17 protein-coding genes are annotated in these 15952 nt (G+C 65.2%); 6 read left to right on the plus strand and 11 right to left on the minus strand.

Translation table 11 applies throughout. From position 1 onward, the window contains the following. Positions 1-59: 59 nt before the first annotated feature. A complete protein-coding gene (locus tag ACFZCE_RS14590; RefSeq protein WP_390940115.1) occupies positions 60-332 on the minus strand; it encodes a DUF6555 family protein in 273 nt (90 codons plus the stop codon). 241 nt (positions 333-573) lie between these two features. Here ACFZCE_RS14590 and ACFZCE_RS14595 point away from each other — a divergent pair, with 241 nt between their 5' ends. Next, positions 574-984 carry a response regulator gene (locus tag ACFZCE_RS14595; protein WP_390940117.1) on the plus strand — a complete coding sequence of 137 codons (411 nt, stop codon included), beginning with the start codon at positions 574-576 and terminating at the stop codon, positions 982-984. On the opposite strand, the gene ACFZCE_RS14600 is transcribed toward ACFZCE_RS14595, so the two are convergent. The 7 genes from ACFZCE_RS14600 to glcD form a co-directional block, all read right to left on the minus strand. After that, complete coding sequence (locus tag ACFZCE_RS14600) at positions 974-2779, minus strand: EAL domain-containing protein (protein WP_390940119.1); 1806 nt, start codon at positions 2777-2779, stop codon at positions 974-976. The genes ACFZCE_RS14595 and ACFZCE_RS14600 overlap by 11 nt on opposite strands. A gap of 129 nt (positions 2780-2908) precedes the next feature. Continuing rightward, complete coding sequence (locus tag ACFZCE_RS14605; protein ID WP_390940121.1) at positions 2909-3319, minus strand: heme-binding protein; 411 nt, start codon at positions 3317-3319, stop codon at positions 2909-2911. Positions 3320-3342: 23 nt separating this feature from the next. Further along, entirely contained in the window at positions 3343-4599 is a 1257-nt protein-coding gene (locus ACFZCE_RS14610; RefSeq protein ID WP_390940123.1) for a HipA domain-containing protein, read from the minus strand. 49 nt (positions 4600-4648) lie between these two features. Next, on the minus strand, positions 4649-4975 hold the full coding sequence (locus ACFZCE_RS14615; protein WP_390940125.1) for a helix-turn-helix domain-containing protein: 327 nt from the start codon (positions 4973-4975) through the stop codon (positions 4649-4651). A 122-nt stretch (positions 4976-5097) separates the two neighbouring features. Continuing rightward, a complete protein-coding gene (glcF, locus tag ACFZCE_RS14620; RefSeq protein ID WP_390940127.1) occupies positions 5098-6315 on the minus strand; it encodes a glycolate oxidase subunit GlcF in 1218 nt (405 codons plus the stop codon). A 3-nt stretch (positions 6316-6318) separates the two neighbouring features. Further along, the gene (gene glcE / locus ACFZCE_RS14625) at positions 6319-7368 is read right to left on the minus strand and encodes a glycolate oxidase subunit GlcE (RefSeq protein ID WP_390940129.1); all 1050 of its coding nucleotides are present in this window, start codon (positions 7366-7368) and stop codon (positions 6319-6321) included. Continuing rightward, positions 7368-8867 (minus strand): glycolate oxidase subunit GlcD, encoded by a 1500-nt coding sequence (gene glcD, locus ACFZCE_RS14630; protein ID WP_390940131.1) that lies wholly within the window; start codon positions 8865-8867, stop codon positions 7368-7370. Before glcD ends, glcE begins: the two co-directional genes overlap by 1 nt. Before the next feature lie 236 nt (positions 8868-9103). On the opposite strand from glcD, the gene ACFZCE_RS14635 reads away from it, so the two are divergent. From ACFZCE_RS14635 to ACFZCE_RS14645, 3 genes are all read left to right on the plus strand, one after another. After that, positions 9104-9655, plus strand: a complete 552-nt coding sequence (locus tag ACFZCE_RS14635; protein ID WP_390940133.1) for a GNAT family N-acetyltransferase — start codon at positions 9104-9106, stop codon at positions 9653-9655. Between the two features lie 593 nt (positions 9656-10248). Continuing rightward, positions 10249-10722, plus strand: a complete 474-nt coding sequence (locus ACFZCE_RS14640; RefSeq protein WP_390940135.1) for a DUF6392 family protein — start codon at positions 10249-10251, stop codon at positions 10720-10722. Between the two features lie 62 nt (positions 10723-10784). After that, complete coding sequence (locus ACFZCE_RS14645) at positions 10785-11324, plus strand: DUF6392 family protein (protein WP_390940138.1); 540 nt, start codon at positions 10785-10787, stop codon at positions 11322-11324. 195 nt (positions 11325-11519) lie between these two features. Here ACFZCE_RS14645 and ACFZCE_RS14650 read toward each other — a convergent pair whose 3' ends face one another. The 3 genes from ACFZCE_RS14650 to ACFZCE_RS14660 form a co-directional block, all read right to left on the minus strand. After that, positions 11520-12782, minus strand: coding sequence for a nitrate- and nitrite sensing domain-containing protein (locus tag ACFZCE_RS14650; RefSeq protein ID WP_390940140.1), 1263 nt, complete (start codon positions 12780-12782; stop codon positions 11520-11522). Between the two features lie 21 nt (positions 12783-12803). Next, positions 12804-13631 carry a protein-glutamate O-methyltransferase CheR gene (cheR, locus tag ACFZCE_RS14655; RefSeq protein WP_390940142.1) on the minus strand — a complete coding sequence of 276 codons (828 nt, stop codon included), beginning with the start codon at positions 13629-13631 and terminating at the stop codon, positions 12804-12806. A gap of 66 nt (positions 13632-13697) precedes the next feature. Further along, positions 13698-14624, minus strand: a complete 927-nt coding sequence (locus tag ACFZCE_RS14660; RefSeq protein ID WP_390940144.1) for a chemotaxis protein CheW — start codon at positions 14622-14624, stop codon at positions 13698-13700. A 93-nt stretch (positions 14625-14717) separates the two neighbouring features. Here ACFZCE_RS14660 and flgA point away from each other — a divergent pair, with 93 nt between their 5' ends. Next, positions 14718-15467, plus strand: coding sequence for a flagellar basal body P-ring formation chaperone FlgA (flgA, locus tag ACFZCE_RS14665; protein WP_390940146.1), 750 nt, complete (start codon positions 14718-14720; stop codon positions 15465-15467). Positions 15468-15619: 152 nt separating this feature from the next. After that, positions 15620-15931 (plus strand): flagellar biosynthesis anti-sigma factor FlgM, encoded by a 312-nt coding sequence (gene flgM, locus ACFZCE_RS14670; RefSeq protein ID WP_390940148.1) that lies wholly within the window; start codon positions 15620-15622, stop codon positions 15929-15931. Positions 15932-15952: the final 21 nt, after the last annotated feature.

Below are 15952 nucleotides of genomic sequence, written 5' to 3' on the forward strand. Positions count from 1 at the left end.
GAAGCGCCGATGCCGCCCTGGTATTCGATGACCGCCGCCGCGCCGGCGTCACGTCGGGGTCAGCGCGCCGGCGCGTCGGCCAGGCGTTCGCCTTCGAGGGGCGAGGCGCCGGCCTCGCGCCAGGTCACGTCGGTGATGCCATACTTCTCGGCCATCGGCTTGGAGGTTTTCTTGATCTTGTCGTGGCGGTTGCGGGCGATGTGGCCGATCCCGGCGTCGCAGCTTGCCCAGTGCCAGGCTTCCGCGTTGTCCATGTGGTCATGGCGCAGCACGAAGCTTTTCTGGGAGCCGTGAAGTCTGTAATCGATGATGAAAAGCTTTGGGCTAGGCATCTGTAGCAATCTCGGTTGGTCTTTGAACATTCACACGCTTTAACGGAACGTGCCTGGCGTCACAAATTCCATCGGATTTCAAATGGCTGGCGTGAACGGTCGTGCCCCCGGCAGCCCTTGCCCCGCGCGGTACGCGAATATTTAGCGCAGCTTGTCGTCAGGCCCGCGCGCGGGCGAATCTTTTGCGCGGCGGCGGTTCTATTGCACGAAGGCGGGCACAGGGGTTTGCAAGGGGGCCGGAGTGATCAGGAAGGTACTCAGCGAAAACGGCACGCAGGTGCCGCATGTGTTGGTGGTCGAGGATGAGATCCTGCTCAATTGCGTGGTGTGCGAGGCGTTCCGCGACGAAGGCTTCGCCGTGACCGGGGTCAACGACGCCAACGAGGCCATGCACCTGCTCGAAGACCTTGGCGGGCAGGTCAGCCTGATGGTCACCGACGTGCGCATGCCGGGTGAACTCGATGGCCTGGAACTGGGCTATTTCGTCAGCCAGCTATGGCCGCACATTCCGGTGCTGACCATGAGCGGCTACCCCGGCGACAACGAGCGCCACCCGGTCGGGCCATTCCTGGCCAAGCCGTTCGCGATCGAATCGCTGCTGTACGCCGCCAGCCGGCTGCTCGCCGAAGGGCGCCAGCGCACTAGCGGCTGAGCGCTCGCCAGTACTGCGAAAGCCCCGGGCGCTCGTGCTGCAGCCAGCGCTCCAGGGCTGCCGCGGTCATCGGCCGGGCAATCAGAAAGCCTTGGATTTCCTGGCAGCCGGCCTGCTCCATGGCTTCGTAGAGGTCTTCGGTTTCAACGCCTTCGGCCACCACCCGGTAGCCCACCCGCTGGGCCAGGTCGATGATCGCCTCGATCAGGCGCTGGTCTTTGATTTCATCGGTGGCGTTCTGCACCAGCGAGCGGTCGAGCTTGACCGTGGTGGCCGGCAACTGGCGCAGGTAGGTCCAGTTGCTGTAGCCGCTGCCAAAGTCATCGATGGCCACGTCCATGCCCACCGCGCGCAGGCGTTCGAGCTGTGAGCGGACCATGCCGAGGTTGTCTGACAGCGCGCTTTCGGTGAGCTCGATCTCGAACCCGGCTGGGTCCATGCCCTGCTGCGCCAGCAGTTCGAGCAGGGTGTCGGTGAAGGCCGGGCTGGAGAGGTCGAGCACCGACACGTTGATCGCCACCTTGAAGCGTTGGCCCTGTTGCTGCCAGTGCGCGGCCTGCTGCACCGCCTGGCGCATCACCCACAGGCTGAGCGGGCGGATCAGCGCGGTTTTTTCCGCCAGCGGCACGAATTCCGCGGGGCTGACCGGGCCGATCACCGGGTGCTGCCAGCGCAGCAGGGCCTCGACGGTGACAACGCGCCCGGTGCCCACTTCGATGCGTGGTTGGTACACCAGCTGCAGTTGGTCATGGGCGCGCACGGCTTCGGCCAGCGAGCCGAGCAGCAGGAATGCGCGCTGCTGGGCGAGGTCGAGGTGCGGCTCGTACCAGCGCCAGCCGGTGCCTTTGTCGCGGGCTTCGTCGGCGGCGCTGACCACCAGGCGCAGCCAGTCTTTTTCGATGTCGTCGTCCAGTTGCAGGCGGATCGCACCTACGCCCACCTGGGGCTGGATCGGAATATTACGGCACAGCAGCGGCGCCTCGAAGGCGCAGGTCAAGCGCTGGAAAATCAACTCCGGCTGCTCGTCGACGCTGGGCGGCAGCAAGAAGCCAAAGCGGTGCGGGCTGATCTTGTACAGCGTGGCCTGGGCCGGCAGGTGCGCCTTCAAGGCCACGTGCATCACGTTCATCAGTTCTTGCGAGAAGCTGTAGCCCAGTGCCTTGACGATGTCGTTGAGAAACCCCGGGGAAATCATGTCGATCACCGCCAGGCTGTGGCCGCCGCCGGGCAGCACCTGGGTGATGTCTTGCTCCAGGCGCAGGCGGTTGAACAGGCCGGTCGGGCCGTCGAGGTAGCTGGCATTGCGCAGCCCGGCCAGGCGCAGCATCACCAGTTGGCCGAAGTGGCGCAGCATCTGCGCTTCGTGGGGCGTGAGCGGCGGCCGCGGCTGGGTGTCGATGATGCACAGGCTGCCCAGCCCCAGGCCGTCTTCGGTGGTCAGCGGGGCGGCGGCGTAGAAGCGGATGAACGGCGCGCCGGTGACCAGCGGGTTCTCGGCGAAGCGCGCATCGCGTTGGGCGTCGCACACCTCGAACAGGCCGTCGCTGAGGATGGCATAGGCGCAGAACGACTGGTCGCGAGAGGTCTCGCGCTGGCACAGCCCGGTGCCGGCGCGAAACCACTGGCGTTGCTCGTCGACGATCGACACCAGCGCGATGGGCACATTGAAGTGCAGGCTGACGGCGCTGACCAATTGGTCGAGCACCGGGTCCGGCTCGGGGTCGAGCAGGCAGAGGTCGTTGACCCGGCGCAGGCGCTGGGCTTCGTTCAATGGTATCGGTGCGCCTTGAGCCATGTGTGATCCCCCCGCGCCTGCCCTGGCACGCAGTGATATCGATCGAATATCGAATGTGACAATAGCACTACGCCACTAGTTGCGCACCGGGGCGTGAAAAGTTGCGGATGGGTGGCTTTGTGCGATACCTCAGGGCTTCTCGCCCAGCACTGCAGCCCCCGCCTTGGCGACCTGGGCATCCTGGTCCGGCTTGACCCCCGACACCCCCACCGCGCCAATCACCTGGCCCTGGTACTGCACCGGCACGCCGCCGCCGAGCGGGGTGAGGTTGGGCGCGGCCAGGAACGCCGTGCGGCCGCCGTTGACCACCTGCTCCAGCGCTTCGGTTTCACGGCGGGTGAGGGCGGCGGTGCGGGCTTTTTCAGTGGCGATGTAGGCGCTGCTGGCGGTGGCGCCATCGAGCCGCTCCAGGCCCAGCAAGTGGCCGCCGTCGTCGACCACGGCGATGCTCACCGGCCATTGCTGGGCCAGCGCCTCGGCGCGGGCGGCGGCGAGGATGCGGGCCACGTCGGCGTGGGCGAGGATGGGTTTGGTCTGCATGTGAGGCTCCTTGTGGGGTAGGGTCAGGCGGGCAGGGTGGCGCGAATGGCGGTGGCCCGCTGGGCCAGCGCCGGGATGGCCAGGCCTTCGAAACAAAAGGGGTTGAGCATCTGCCGGGTGGCCAGTTGGTTGCGATCGACCGGGCTGATGGCGGCTTCCTGGCAGGTCAGCGCCCAGTGCTCGCCGATGCCTTCGATCAGCTCACTGACGATAGCCTGGGCCTCGGCGGGGGCGAGCAGGAACAAATGGGCGGCCTCCAGGCACAGGCTGACCTGGCTCTGGTTCGCCGCGCCGATGATCAGCATGCCCTGGCTGGCGACGTTGCCGGACCTCACCTGCGGGCAGATGTCGTACGCCGGTGTGAGCGCGTAGTGCTGGCCATCGAAGAATGCCGCGTGGTTGCGGGCGTGGTCGTCGGTGTTGCCGCACAGCACGTTGAACACCAGCCGGCGGAACAGTTCACGCAGGTCGGCCTTGGGGTTCTTGAACTGCTTGCGAATGATATGGGTGAGGTTTTCGTAGCTGGTATAGCGCGCCATCATTTCATCCAGCCCCTGCAGGGTCAGCGCCGAGACCATCAGCTTGCGCTGCCAGGCGCCACCTTGCTCGACCCGATCGAAGCGTTCGATCAGCAATACATCCTTGCCCAGCGCGCGCTCGAGCCGCACCGGCGCCGCATCGATGCCCAGCCGGCTGGCCAGGCGCATCATGATGAACTCAGCCTTGACCACGTTCATGGTGTCGGTAGACGAAGAAAACTTCGCCACGTACTTACGCCCGCCGTCTTGCAGCAGGGCCTTGGGCCGCGCGCCGCCGATCGATGAGCCATGGCGCAGGGCTTGGTCCAATTCAGGGCTGAGCGGGATGCCCTGCTCGATCAATTGCGCCGCGCGCAGCAGCTCTTCGAGGCTGGCATGGTCGCTGCTGCGCGGTACGTAGTGGGTGGGCGACTGCTGGAAGTCCAGTGCGCCGATACGGTCCGAGCCGGACTCGAGCATGAACGTGGTTTCGTCGAGGCTGTCTTCAGCCGCCTGGGTCGGGGCCTTGCCGAACAGCTTGTTGAGGATCACCCGCCGGCCCCAGGCATCCGGGCAGGCATCACGCAGGCCGCCAGCCAACCCAAGGCCGGCGGCCGGGGCGATGGTCTGCTCGCCCAGCGGCAGCTCGATGCTATTGAGGGGGATCGCCCGCGGGTTGGCCAGGTAGCTTTTACCGTAGATAAAGCCGAAGGCCGGCCCGTGCTCGCCTTGGCCCAACGGTACCAGGCGCCCGGCAACCACAGGCTCGGCCTGGCCCGGAAGCCACACCCAAACAAAACAGTCCCGTGGTTTAGAAGTCATTGTTGGCCTCTATGTGGCGAGGGCGCACGGCGGCCGGCAACAGGGCAAGCCGTTCGGCTTGGCGTTTTTCGATGCTGGGGATGTCAGCCTCGGCGGCCAGCAACTCGACACCGGCCAGGTGAGCGACCTCGAACACCACGCCCATTTCCGAACGCGGGTCGCCGGCCTCGATGCGTTGCAACCAACTGCGGGAGATGCCCGCGCGCTCAGCCAGGGCTGCGAGGGTCAGGTGGCGCAGTTTGCGCTGGATCTTGATCTGCGCCCCGAGCACTTTGGCCACGGAAAGGGTATGGGGGCTGTAGGTTCTACGCGGCATGGGCAGGCTCCTTTGGCATGCGCAAAGCGTAGCAAATGGGTGAGGCCATGCAAGGCCGTTTTGGCTTAAAAACACCTACATGTGGGTAACGAATGGCCTTTAATACCTCCATGCAGGTATTTTTACCCCATCAGGGCCCGCTCCAACACCTCCACCCAATGCAGCACCGGCGTGCGCCCGGCGCTGTTCAAATGGCTTTGGCAGCCGATGTTGGCGGTGGCGATCAACGCCGGTTGGCCGCTTTCCAGCGCGGCGAGCTTCTGATCGCGCAGTTGCCGGGCCAGGGCCGGTTGGGTCAGTGAATAGGTGCCCGCCGAGCCGCAGCACAGGTGGGCGTCTGCCACGCCGGTGAGGTGAAACCCCAACCGCCGCAGCAGGGCTTCGGTCTGCCCGCCTTGGCGCAGGGCGTGTTGCAGCGTGCACGGGCTGTGGAAGGCCAGGCGCGGCGCCTCGCTCAGGGTGAGCGCGCCGAGCGGTTCGCGCGCCAGCACCTGGGCGAGGTCCAGCGCCCGTTCGCTGACCACCTGGGCTTTGGCGGCGTAAGCCGGGTCATCGCGCAGCAGGTGGGCGTAGTCCTGGATGAACGCGCCGCAGCCGCTGGCGGTTTGCACGATGGCTTCGGCGCCGGCCTGCAGCGCCGGCCACCAGGCATCGATGTTGTGGCGGGCGCGGGCCAGGCCCTGGGCCTGGTGGTCGAGGTGGTAGTCGATGGCGCCACAACAGCCGGCGCTGGCCGCCACCACGCTGATGCCGAGGCGGTCGAGCACCCGCGCGGCGGCCGCGTTGGTGCCGGGTGCCAGGCCCGGCTGCACGCAGCCTTCGAGCATCAGCACGCGCCGTGGGTGCTGCCGGGTGGGCCGGGCCAGCGCCGGCAGCGCGTTGGCGGGCAGCTTCGCCTGCAGCGCCGCCGGCACCAGCGGGCGCAGGGTTTGCCCCAGGGCGAGGGCGGCGCGGAACGCCGCCGGGTGCGCCGCCAGTTGCCGCAGGCCCAGGCGCAGCCAGCGCTGCCCGGCCGGGCGCGGCACCTGGCGGTCGACCTCGGCGCGGCCGATGTCGAGCAGGTTGTGGTACTGCACCCCCGACGGGCAGGTGGTTTCGCAGTTGCGGCAGCTCAGGCAGCGGTCCAGGTGCTGCTGCACCTGCGCGGTGGCCGGCTCGCCCTCGAGTACCTGCTTGATCTGATAAATGCGCCCGCGCGGGCCGTCGAGTTCATCGCCGAGCAATTGATAGGTGGGGCAGGTGGCGTTGCAAAAGCCGCAGTGCACGCAGCTGCGCAGGATGCGCTCGGCTTCTTCGGCGCGGGGCAGGCCGCGGGCGTGCTCACTCAGGTGGGTTTGCATGGGCTATAGCTCCGCGTACAGGCGGCCGGGGTTGAACAGGCCGTGAGGGTCCAGGGCCGCCTTGAGCCGTTGGTGCAGTGCCAGCAGCGCGGCGGGCAGCGGCTGGGCGCCGGCCGGGTGCGCGTGCCAGGCGCTGGCGTGGCCACCGGCGCCGGCCGCCAGGGCGTGCACGGTGCTGGCCGGGGCGGTGGTTTTCAGCCAGCGCTGGGCGCCGGCCCAGTCGACCCACTGCGGGCCGGGCAGGGCCAGGTCGGCGCTGTTGGGCGGCAACGATAGGCGCCACAGCGGCGCCGGCTGCTGGAAAAACCCCAGCCGCTGCTCGTTCACCTCGGCCCAGAACTCATCGTGCAACGGCTCACCGCCCAGGCGCTCGGCGGCGGCCTGCACCGAGCCTTCGCCGCCTTCCAGGCGCAGGAACAGCGCCTGGCCGTCGTGGCTGGCCGCGGACAACGGCAGCGGCTGTTGGCCCCATTCGGCCAGCCGTGCCAGGGCTTCTTTCAGCGGCATCGGCAGGCGTAGGCTGTGCCGCGCGCGAGGGCGCGGCAACACCTTGAGCGACACCTCGCCGATCAGCCCGAGGCAGCCTTGGCTGCCGGCCATCAGCCGCGACAGGTCGTAGCCGGCGACGTTTTTCATCACCTCGCCGCCAAAGCGCAGCCATTGGCCATCACCACTGAGCACGCGGGTGCCGAGCACATAGTCACGCAGCGCCCCGGCCCAGGGCCGGCGCGGGCCGCTCAGGCCACAGGCGAGGGTACCGCCGAGGGTGGCGCCAGGGCCCAAGCGCGGCGGCTCGAAGGCGAGCATCTGGCCGCGTTCGGCCAGCGCCGCTTCCACGTCGGCCAAGGGCGTGCCGGCACGGGCGCTGATCACCAGCTCGGCGGGGTCGTAGCAGACGATGCCGCGGTGCTCGCGGGTGTCGAGCAGCCGGCCCTGTACCGCCCGGCCCAGGTGCGCCTTGCTGCCGCTGCCACGCAGGTGCAGGCACACGCCGTCGGCCAGGGCCGCGCGCACCTGTTCTTGCCAACTGGCGCTGGCGTCGCAGGTGCCCATCAGAAACGCTCCAGTTCAGGAAACGGCACCTGGCCGTGATGCACATGCAGCGCGCCGTATTCGGCGCAGCGCTGCAGGGTGGGAATGTTCTTGCCGGGGTTGAGCAGGCCCTGTGGGTCGAAGGCGGCCTTGACCCGATGGAACGCCTCGATCTCGGCGCTGCTGAACTGCGCGCACATCTGGTTGATTTTCTCTCGGCCCACGCCGTGCTCGCCGGTGATGCTGCCGCCCACCGCCACGCACAGCTCGAGGATCGCCCCGCCCAGGGCCTCGGCGCGTTCCAGTTGGCCGGGCTGGTTGGCGTCGAAGAGGATCAACGGGTGCATGTTGCCGTCGCCGGCATGGAACACATTGGCCACCGCCAGCCCGTGCTGCTCGGCCAGCCGGGCGATGCCTTCGAGCACCTCGGCCAGCGCCCGGCGGGGGATGGTGCCGTCCATGCAGTAGTAGTCCGGCGAGAGCCGGCCCACGGCGGGGAAGGCGTTCTTGCGCCCGGCCCAGAACTTCAGCCGCTCGGCTTCGTCGCAAGCCTGCTGCACTGACGCCGCGCCCGCCGCGCGCAACAGCGCCTCGACCCGCTGGCAGTCGGCGAGCACGTCGGCTTCGACGCCGTCGAGCTCGCACAACAGGATGGCCTGGGCCTCGACCGGGTAGCCGGCGTGGATGAACGCCTCGGCGGCGCGGATCGCCAGGTTGTCCATCATCTCCAGGCCGCCGGGGATGATCCCGGCGGCGATGATCTCGGCCACCGCGTGGCCGGCGGCCGCCACGCTGTCGAAGCTGGCCAGCAGCACCCGCGCCGCCTCCGGCTTGGGCAGCAGCTTCACGGTGACCTCGGTGATGATCCCCAGCAGCCCCTCGGAACCGGTGAACAACGCCATCAGGTCGAAACCGGGGGCGTCCAGCGCCTGGCTGCCGAGGGTGAGGTGCTCGCCGGCCATGGTCAGCATGCGCACCTGGAGGATGTTGTGCACGGTCAGGCCGTATTTGAGGCAGTGCACGCCGCCGGCGTTTTCCGCCACGTTGCCGCCGATGGAGCAGGCGATCTGCGAAGACGGGTCGGGGGCGTAGTACAGCCCGTAGGGCGCCGCCGCCTGGGAGATCGCCGCGTTGCGCACCCCGGGTTGTACCCGCGCGCAGCGCGCCGCCGGGTCGATCTCAAGGATCGCCTTGAAGCGCGCCATCACCAGCAGCACCCCACTGGCCAGCGGCAGCGCGCCACCGGAAAGCCCGGTGCCGGCGCCGCGGGCCACCACCGGAACATTCAGCCGGTGGCACACCCGCAGCACGGCCTGTACCTGTTCCAGCTGCTCCGGCAGCGCCACCAGCAGCGGCGCGGTGCGGTAGGCGGCCAGGCCGTCGCATTCATAGGGCGCGAGCTCTTCGCGGCGCTCCAGCAGCGTGAGGCCAGGGGCGGCCTCGCGCAGCGCCGCGGCCAGCCGCGGGCGGTCCACCGGCGGCAACGGGCCGTCGAGGCGTTCGTCGTAGAGGATGTTCATCGGGCACACGCCTGTTGTTCTTGTGCTTTCAGGGTGGGCAACGCTGGCGTGGTTGTCCAGTTTGGCGGCCAACGTGACGGCCGTCACAGCCTGAGCATGGGGGCGACCCAGGCGTGCCTGGCAGCGGCACTTTTGATATGGATCAATGCCTTACATCCGCACGCAGTTGATTCGTTTTGGACAGTGGATCCACACTGTTCTGGACCCGGGCCGCAGTTGGGAAATGCGCAATGGTGATGACAACGATAAGAACCGCCCGCGCCGCCGATGGGCGCGCGGTCTGCCAGTTGTACCGGCAACCCGGCAGCGCCGTTGCCGGGCTGGCGGCGGATGCTTTGGGCCAAGGCCTGGAGGCGGCCGCGCTGATCAGCGCGACCCTCGGCCATTTGCCGTTTCTGGTGGCCGAGCAGGGCAGCACCCTGATCGGCTTCGCCTACGCCCGCGCCCACCGCGCGGCGGCGGGTTTTCGCTGGTCGGTGGAAGTGGCCGTGCACGCCTGGCCCGGCCCGCATCAAGGGGCAGTGGCCGAGGCCCTCTACCGGCACCTGGCGGCGCAACTGGCCGAGCAAGGGTTTCTGGCGCTGTACGTGACGCTGCCGCTGGCCAGCAGCGCCGGCATCGCCCTGCATGAACGGCTGGGCTTCGCCCACCTGGGGCAACCGGCGGCGATCGACTTGCAGGTGGCCACCGGCAGTTGGTGCCTGACCCTCGACGAACGAGTGGGGGCGGGGGAGCCGGTGCCGTATCGGCAGTGGCTGCGCCGGCGGGTGGATTCCAGCCGGGCGTAGGGGGCTGCGGGGGGCCTTTGGCCGGCACAGCCGTAATGCTGTTCACTTAAGCCATTTCAGGGCTTCATGGGGCGGAAGAATCTGTGAGCTCTGCTGATTTTGTGCATGAGCTTCTAGGCCTATCGCCCGGCACAGCCGGCCTCCCACCAGTTCTGTGTTGCCCCGTAAATCAAGTACTTACACAAAACTGGTGGGAGGCCGTGGTCCGGCACTCCGGCTGTGCCGGGCGAAGGGCCAGTCAGGTCACGCGCTCAGTAAAACCACCTGAAGTCATTAGGGCTTTTCACTCCCGATTTGGCGCTCTGATTGCTTAAGTGAACAGCATTACGGCGCAGCCGGCCTCTCTTGTCTAAATATTCTGCAAAGAAAAACGGCTGTTGCGGTGGCGGTGATATTTATATAGTTCGCGTCCTCGGGTGTTTGCGTTTTTGCAAGGCGGTACCCTCTGATAAAGTTTTGAAATGAATTGGCTGTTTTGCGCGTCAATGATGTGAGCGCGATCAAAGCTGGCCTCCTAGAAGCCGAATGCACTGAAGTATTGAAAGGGCGCGCGCACTGTGGTACGTGCTTCACCGGAAACAAGGAGAATAGTGATGAGTGCATCTAGAATTGAAGCGCTGATTGCCCACTTGGGTTCTACCCATGAGCAGTTGATTGAAAATGGCGTTATTCCCGATGGGGAATTATTTCAAGTGTTTGAAGGCGACTGGCATCTGTATTTCGAGCTAGAGGCTGGTTTGGAAATGGTGTTTGATGCCGAGAGCGAGGTGTTTCAGGACTTATATATTACGCTGGTTAAAACTACACCGTCGATTGTGGCGTATGCGGGTGAACTACCTGCGCCGTTCGTGACAGGCATGGACCAGCGCATGGCGCGCGAGTGGTTTGGCCCTTCACAGCACTATTCTGGGCCGGTCAGGATGCCTGCGCCGGTATGGCAGACCGGGGGTTGGGAACGGCTGACCTTGCCGGCGGGACGCTACCCCAACGCCACGCTGACGTTGAATTATCTCGAGTCCCTTGAGGTGGAGATGATCGCCTTCAGTCAGAAGGGGAAAAATAACTGAAGCCTGTAGGCAAACTCATATAAATGGGCAGGCTTTCGCGCTGCTAACAAGGAGTTTGGAGTATGGCCCGTAAAAGTATTTTAGAGGATTTTCCACATATGCCAATGGCCACGCCGCCGTCTAAGCTCATGGGGGCGTTGGGCATCGAAACCTTGATTGCCAATCTGGGGCTGACCCATAAGCAGTTGATTGAAAATGGCGTTATTCCCGATGGGGAATTATTTCAAGTGTTTGAAGGAGACTGGCATCTGTATTTCGAACTGGAAGCTGGCTTGGAAATGGAGTTTGATGCTGAGAGCGAGGTGTTTCAGAGTTTATATATCACGCTGGTTAAATCCACACCCCTGACCGTGGCGTATGCAGGTGAACTACCTGCGCCGTTCGTGGCAGGCATGGACCAGCGCATGGCGCGCGAGTGGTTTGGCCCTTCACAGCACTATTCTGGCCCGGTCAGGATGCCTGCGCCGGTTTGGCAGACCGGGGGCTGGGAACTGCTGACCTTGCCATCTGATCGTTTTCCCAATGTTACGCTCATGTTGAATTACCTCGAGTCACTCGAAGTAAAAATGATCATCTTCAGCCTCATCAAACCAGATGCCTGAAGTAAAAACGCCCACGTTAGAGGGGGTACGAATGAGCGCAGTACAATTTGAACAACGGATCAGCCATTTGGGCATGCGGCGATGATCAATCAAGGCTTAGTCTGCGAAGAAGATCTAGCGCCGCTGTATGTGGTGTTTAAAAGCCGAGCAGAGTACCCGGAGTAGGTTGCCTTCGAGGGCCCATCGCCCGTGCGCCTACCCCTGCAACACCTGCTGCGCCACCTCCACCAGCTTCTGCCCGCGGTCCATCGCCGCCTGGCGCAGCCGTGCGTAAGCCTCCGGTTCCGAGAGCTGGTGGCTGTCCATCAGCCATTTCTTCGCCCGCTCCACCACCTTGCGGTCGTTCAGCGCTTGGCGGGCTTGCTCCAATTCGTCGTTGACGGTGGCTAGGCGCTGGGTTTGCGCGTGCAGCAGGTCGAGCACCGAGCGGCCCAGGTGTGGCGCCAGGGCCTCGCTGAGGTTGCTGTCGAGGTCGCTGGCCTGGATGTTGAACAGCCGTGGTTGCTCGGCCTCGTTGCTGGTTTCCAGGCTGGCCAGGCGGCCGAGCAGCAGGCGGTGGTTTTCGAGGTCCGTGCGCGCTGCCTGGATGCTGCGCTGGCAGGCCACCAGCAGGCTGCCGGCCAGGTGCACTTCGAGGGTTTTCATCGCGTCGATGCGCTGGGTGGTGACCTCGAACCACAGCTCCGACAGCCCCGCGTCGACCCGCGCCTGGGTGTGGGTGCGCGCCGCCAGCACGCGCAGGCGCTCGATCTGCGCGGTGCATTCCTGGGCCAACAGTGCCTGCCACAGCGCCAGGGCCTCGGCGTTGGCGAACTCGGTGAAGGTTTCGAAGCAGCGTTCCTGGGCGTGGCCAAGGTGTTCCATGCGCTGGCGCAGGGCGTCGTCGAAGTAGCCGGCGGTAAACCCGGCCACCCCGGTGGCGCGTTCCTGGCCAGACAACTCCTTGCCCTGCATGAAGTTGAACATCGCCACCAGCAGCCGGGTGATGGCCGGGTCTGCCGCGGTGTCGGCGGCTTCGAACACCACCGCCAGCAGGCCGCCGATCAGCCGGGTAAGGGCGGCGGTGGCGTCCAGCGCGGGGATCAGCCGCTCACGGATGCGCCGGCGCAGCCGCGGCAGTTCTTCCAGGCCGTGGAGCACGTAGGCGATGCGGTTGAACAGCCGCGCGCGGTCGACCGCGCTGCTGGCCTCGAGGTCCATCGCTTCGAAGCGCGCGCGTACCGAGCGCTCAACCGCCAGCGCTTCGTCGCTCAGGCGCTCAAGCTGGCCGAGGTGCACCTGGTCGGGGTTGCCCAGGTAGAGGTTGGAATAGCCGCGTTCGCGCTGCAGGGCGTGCACCAGTTGGCTGATCTGGGTGACCAGCTCGCAGGTGAACGCCAGGCCTTCGAGGCCGCCCAGTTCCATTCGGCGGGCGGCGAGCATGAAGCGCAGGGCAGGGGGCATGTGGCGGTCGGGCATCAGGGCCTCCTGTGGTGCGCGTTACTTGGCCTGGTAGATGATCCCCGGGCTGCATTGGACCATCTGGTAGTGCTCGGGCAGGCCGTTGAGCGCCTCGGAGGCGCCAAGGAACAGGTAACCACCCGGCTTGAGGGTGCCGTGGATGCGCTTGAGGATGTCTTTTTTCACCTCGGCGGAGAAGTAGATCAGCACGTTGCGGCAAAACACCACGTCGAACTTGCCCAGCACCGCGTAGCTGTCGAGCAGGTTGAACGGGCGGAACTCCACGCGCTGGCGGATCGGCGCCTTCACCGCCCAGCGCGAGCCGGGCTGGCTGTCAAAAAAGCGCTGCAGGCGTTCCGGCGACAGGCCGCGGCCGATCGCCAGGCTGTCGTACTCGCCGCTTTTGCAGTTGGCCAGCATCGACGGCGAGAGGTCGGTCGCAACGATCTGCGCGCCCATGCGCAGTTGGCCGGGGTTGCTGCGCTCGAATTCGTCGAAGGTCATCGACAGCGAATACGGCTCCTGGCCCGACGAGCAGGCCGCCGACCATACCCGCAGGCGCTGGCCCGGCGAGGCCTTGAGCATTTCCGGGATGACTTTGTTTTTCATCACCTCGAAGGGGTAAGTGTCGCGAAACCACAGTGTTTCGTTGGTGGTCATGGCGTCGACCACCTGTTCACGCAGGCCGCCTCGGGGCTGGGCCTGGATGCGCTGCACCAGTTCACCCAGCGACTTGATGCCGTTCTGTTCCATCAGTTTGTTGAGGCGGCTGGAGACCAGGTACTGCTTGTTCTCCCCCAGCAGGATGCCACAGGCTTTTTCCAGGAAAACCCGGAACTGTTCGAAATCGAGATTGGCCGTTGACAACGCGGGTGCCCCTTGAATCATGAATGTGACCGGGGGCCAGGCCCCCGGATTACTGCTTGCGGCGCGTTAACTGCGCGCCTTGATACGTTCGACCACGCGCGCGGCGAGGTCGTCTGGGCGGAACTTGGCGAGGAAGTCGTCGGCGCCGACCTTCTTGACCATCGCCTGGTTGAACACGCCCGACAGCGAAGTATGCAGAATGATATGCAGGTTTTGCATCCGCGGGTCATTGCGGATCTCTGCAGTCAAGGTGTAGCCGTCCATCTCGGGCATTTCAATGTCGGAGATCAACATCAGAAATTCCTCCGCGGGCTTTTCACCTTTTTCGACCATCGCCTTGAGGTAGTCCAGCGCCTGTTTGCCGTCGTTCAGCGCGGTGACTTCAACGCCGACGGTTTCCAGGCAGCGGCTGACCTGCTTGCGCGCCACGGACGAGTCGTCGACCGTCAGCACGCGCATGGCCACGGCCTTTTGCTGCACTTCCTCGGTGACCACGCCAACGCTGATCGCCTCGGACATCGGCGCCACTTCGGAGAGGATCTTCTCCACGTCGATGATTTCGACCAACTGGTTGTCGACCCGGGTCACGGCGGTGAGGTAGTGGTCACGGCCGGTGCCCTTGGGCGGCGGGTGAATGCCTTCCCAGTTCATATTGACGATGCGTTCCACCGAGTGCACCAGAAACCCCTGAATCTTGGTGTTGTACTCGGTGATGATCACGAACGCGTCGCCCATCTTCTCCAGGCTGCGCCCGCCGGTGGCCAGCGCCAGGTCGAGAATTGGAATGGTCGCGCCACGAATGTTGGCGACGCCGCGCACCACAGGGTTGGACTTGGGCATCAAGGTCAGCTTGGGGCATTGCAGCACCTCGCGGACCTTGAACACGTTGATCCCATACAACTGCTGGCCGTTGAGACGGAACAACAACAGTTCAAGGCGGTTCTGCCCTACCAATTGTGTGCGCTGGTTCACTGAATCCATTACACCAGCCATGTTTGAAGCCTCCGCGTTAAACTGTCGGGCCCGCGGCGCTACCGCTGGCCAGCTTTTCAAGCAAGTTGGCACAGGCCTTGCTCAAGCCCAGCCATGAACGATAAAACGCCATTTTCACGACATCTGATCCACAGCCTGTTTGGGCTGGTTACCGCACTGTGCCTCTTCGGTTCTGGACGCTCACAAGCCGATGATGCCACCTTGCCCGAACAGCTTATCGGTGTCACCCAGGGGTTTCTTGAGTTCACGGTAGAAGATTATTTGGCGACCGCGCAGATCGAAGGCCGGCCTGAGGTAGAAGTGAACAACCTCGACCCGCGCCTGAGCATGCCCGGCTGTGACCAGCAACTCGGCGCCACCTTGCAAAGCCCCGCCACGCCGATTGGCCGGGTGGTGGTGAAGGTGCGCTGCGAAGGCTCCACGCCGTGGACGGTGTTCGTGCCGGCGCAGGTGCATTTGTTCCGCCCGGTGGTCACCGTGACCCGCCCGCTCAAGCGTGACGATGTGATCGGCCAAACCGACGTCGCGCTGCGCGAGCGTGACGTCGGCCCGCTGAGCCAAGGCTACCTGACCGACCTCGGCCAGGCGGTGGGGCAAAAACTGGTACGCCCGGTGGCCATGGACCAGGTGCTGTCGCCGGTGCAGGTGGAACGGCCGGAGCTGGTGCGCAAGGGTGACCAGGTGGTGATCAGCGCCGGCGTTGGCGGCATCGCCGTGAAGATGCCCGGCGAGGCCCTGGCCGATGGCGGTGAAGGTGAACAGATCCGCGTGCGCAACCTGCGCTCCAATCGTGTGGTCAAAGCTCGGGTCACAGGCCCCGGGCAAGTAGAAGTGGCGATGTAGATACGCCACGGCAGTGGCGGTACCCCCGGGTTTTCCCTAGACTTGCCCTCTGGTTGCAGGCGCTCTGGGCCTTGGCGAAAAAAAACCTAAAGTTTTTCGCCCCAGCGTCGAAAACATGGCAAGCGTCCAGAATCCCCAGAGGTTTTCACATCATGGTTATTGATTTTAACCGGGTGAACGGCGGTACCACCCCCGTCACCGGCACTACCCGTACCAGCAGCACTCGCGCCACTGAAGCCGTGAGCACCGACACCACCGTAAGCAAAACCAGCGCGGCCGGTGAAAGCGTGCAACTGAGCGACAGCGCGCAGTTCCTGCAGAAGGTCACCAGTGACCTGCAAAACCAGCCGGTGGTCAACGCCAGCAAGGTCGCGCAGTTGAAAGAACAGATCGCCAACGGCAGTTACAACGTCGACCCGACGAAAACCGCCGCGAACATGCTTAAGTTGGAAGCCGATCGCTAAGGCCCACGCCTGGCACGGCAT

This window comes from Pseudomonas sp. NPDC007930 (assembly GCF_042958985.1).
Lineage (GTDB): Bacteria > Pseudomonadota > Gammaproteobacteria > Pseudomonadales > Pseudomonadaceae > Aquipseudomonas.

What these genes read in the sequence shown, in the direction of transcription:
- ACFZCE_RS14615 (WP_390940125.1), bottom strand. Translation starts at nt 4,975, where the DNA reads ATGCCGCGTAGAACCTACAGCCCCCATACCCTTTCCGTGGCCAAAGTG.
- ACFZCE_RS14650 (WP_390940140.1), bottom strand. Translation starts at nt 12,782, where the DNA reads ATGCCCGACCGCCACATGCCCCCTGCCCTGCGCTTCATGCTCGCCGCC.
- ACFZCE_RS14635 (WP_390940133.1), top strand. Translation starts at nt 9,104, where the DNA reads ATGACAACGATAAGAACCGCCCGCGCCGCCGATGGGCGCGCGGTCTGC.
- ACFZCE_RS14660 (WP_390940144.1), bottom strand. Translation starts at nt 14,624, where the DNA reads ATGGCTGGTGTAATGGATTCAGTGAACCAGCGCACACAATTGGTAGGG.
- glcF (WP_390940127.1), bottom strand. Translation starts at nt 6,315, where the DNA reads ATGCAAACCCACCTGAGTGAGCACGCCCGCGGCCTGCCCCGCGCCGAA.
- ACFZCE_RS14605 (WP_390940121.1), bottom strand. Translation starts at nt 3,319, where the DNA reads ATGCAGACCAAACCCATCCTCGCCCACGCCGACGTGGCCCGCATCCTC.
- flgA (WP_390940146.1), top strand. Translation starts at nt 14,718, where the DNA reads ATGAACGATAAAACGCCATTTTCACGACATCTGATCCACAGCCTGTTT.
- flgM (WP_390940148.1), top strand. Translation starts at nt 15,620, where the DNA reads ATGGTTATTGATTTTAACCGGGTGAACGGCGGTACCACCCCCGTCACC.
- ACFZCE_RS14600 (WP_390940119.1), bottom strand. Translation starts at nt 2,779, where the DNA reads ATGGCTCAAGGCGCACCGATACCATTGAACGAAGCCCAGCGCCTGCGC.
- ACFZCE_RS14645 (WP_390940138.1), top strand. Translation starts at nt 10,785, where the DNA reads ATGGCCCGTAAAAGTATTTTAGAGGATTTTCCACATATGCCAATGGCC.
- glcD (WP_390940131.1), bottom strand. Translation starts at nt 8,867, where the DNA reads ATGAACATCCTCTACGACGAACGCCTCGACGGCCCGTTGCCGCCGGTG.
- glcE (WP_390940129.1), bottom strand. Translation starts at nt 7,368, where the DNA reads ATGGGCACCTGCGACGCCAGCGCCAGTTGGCAAGAACAGGTGCGCGCG.
- ACFZCE_RS14590 (WP_390940115.1), bottom strand. Translation starts at nt 332, where the DNA reads ATGCCTAGCCCAAAGCTTTTCATCATCGATTACAGACTTCACGGCTCC.
- ACFZCE_RS14640 (WP_390940135.1), top strand. Translation starts at nt 10,249, where the DNA reads ATGAGTGCATCTAGAATTGAAGCGCTGATTGCCCACTTGGGTTCTACC.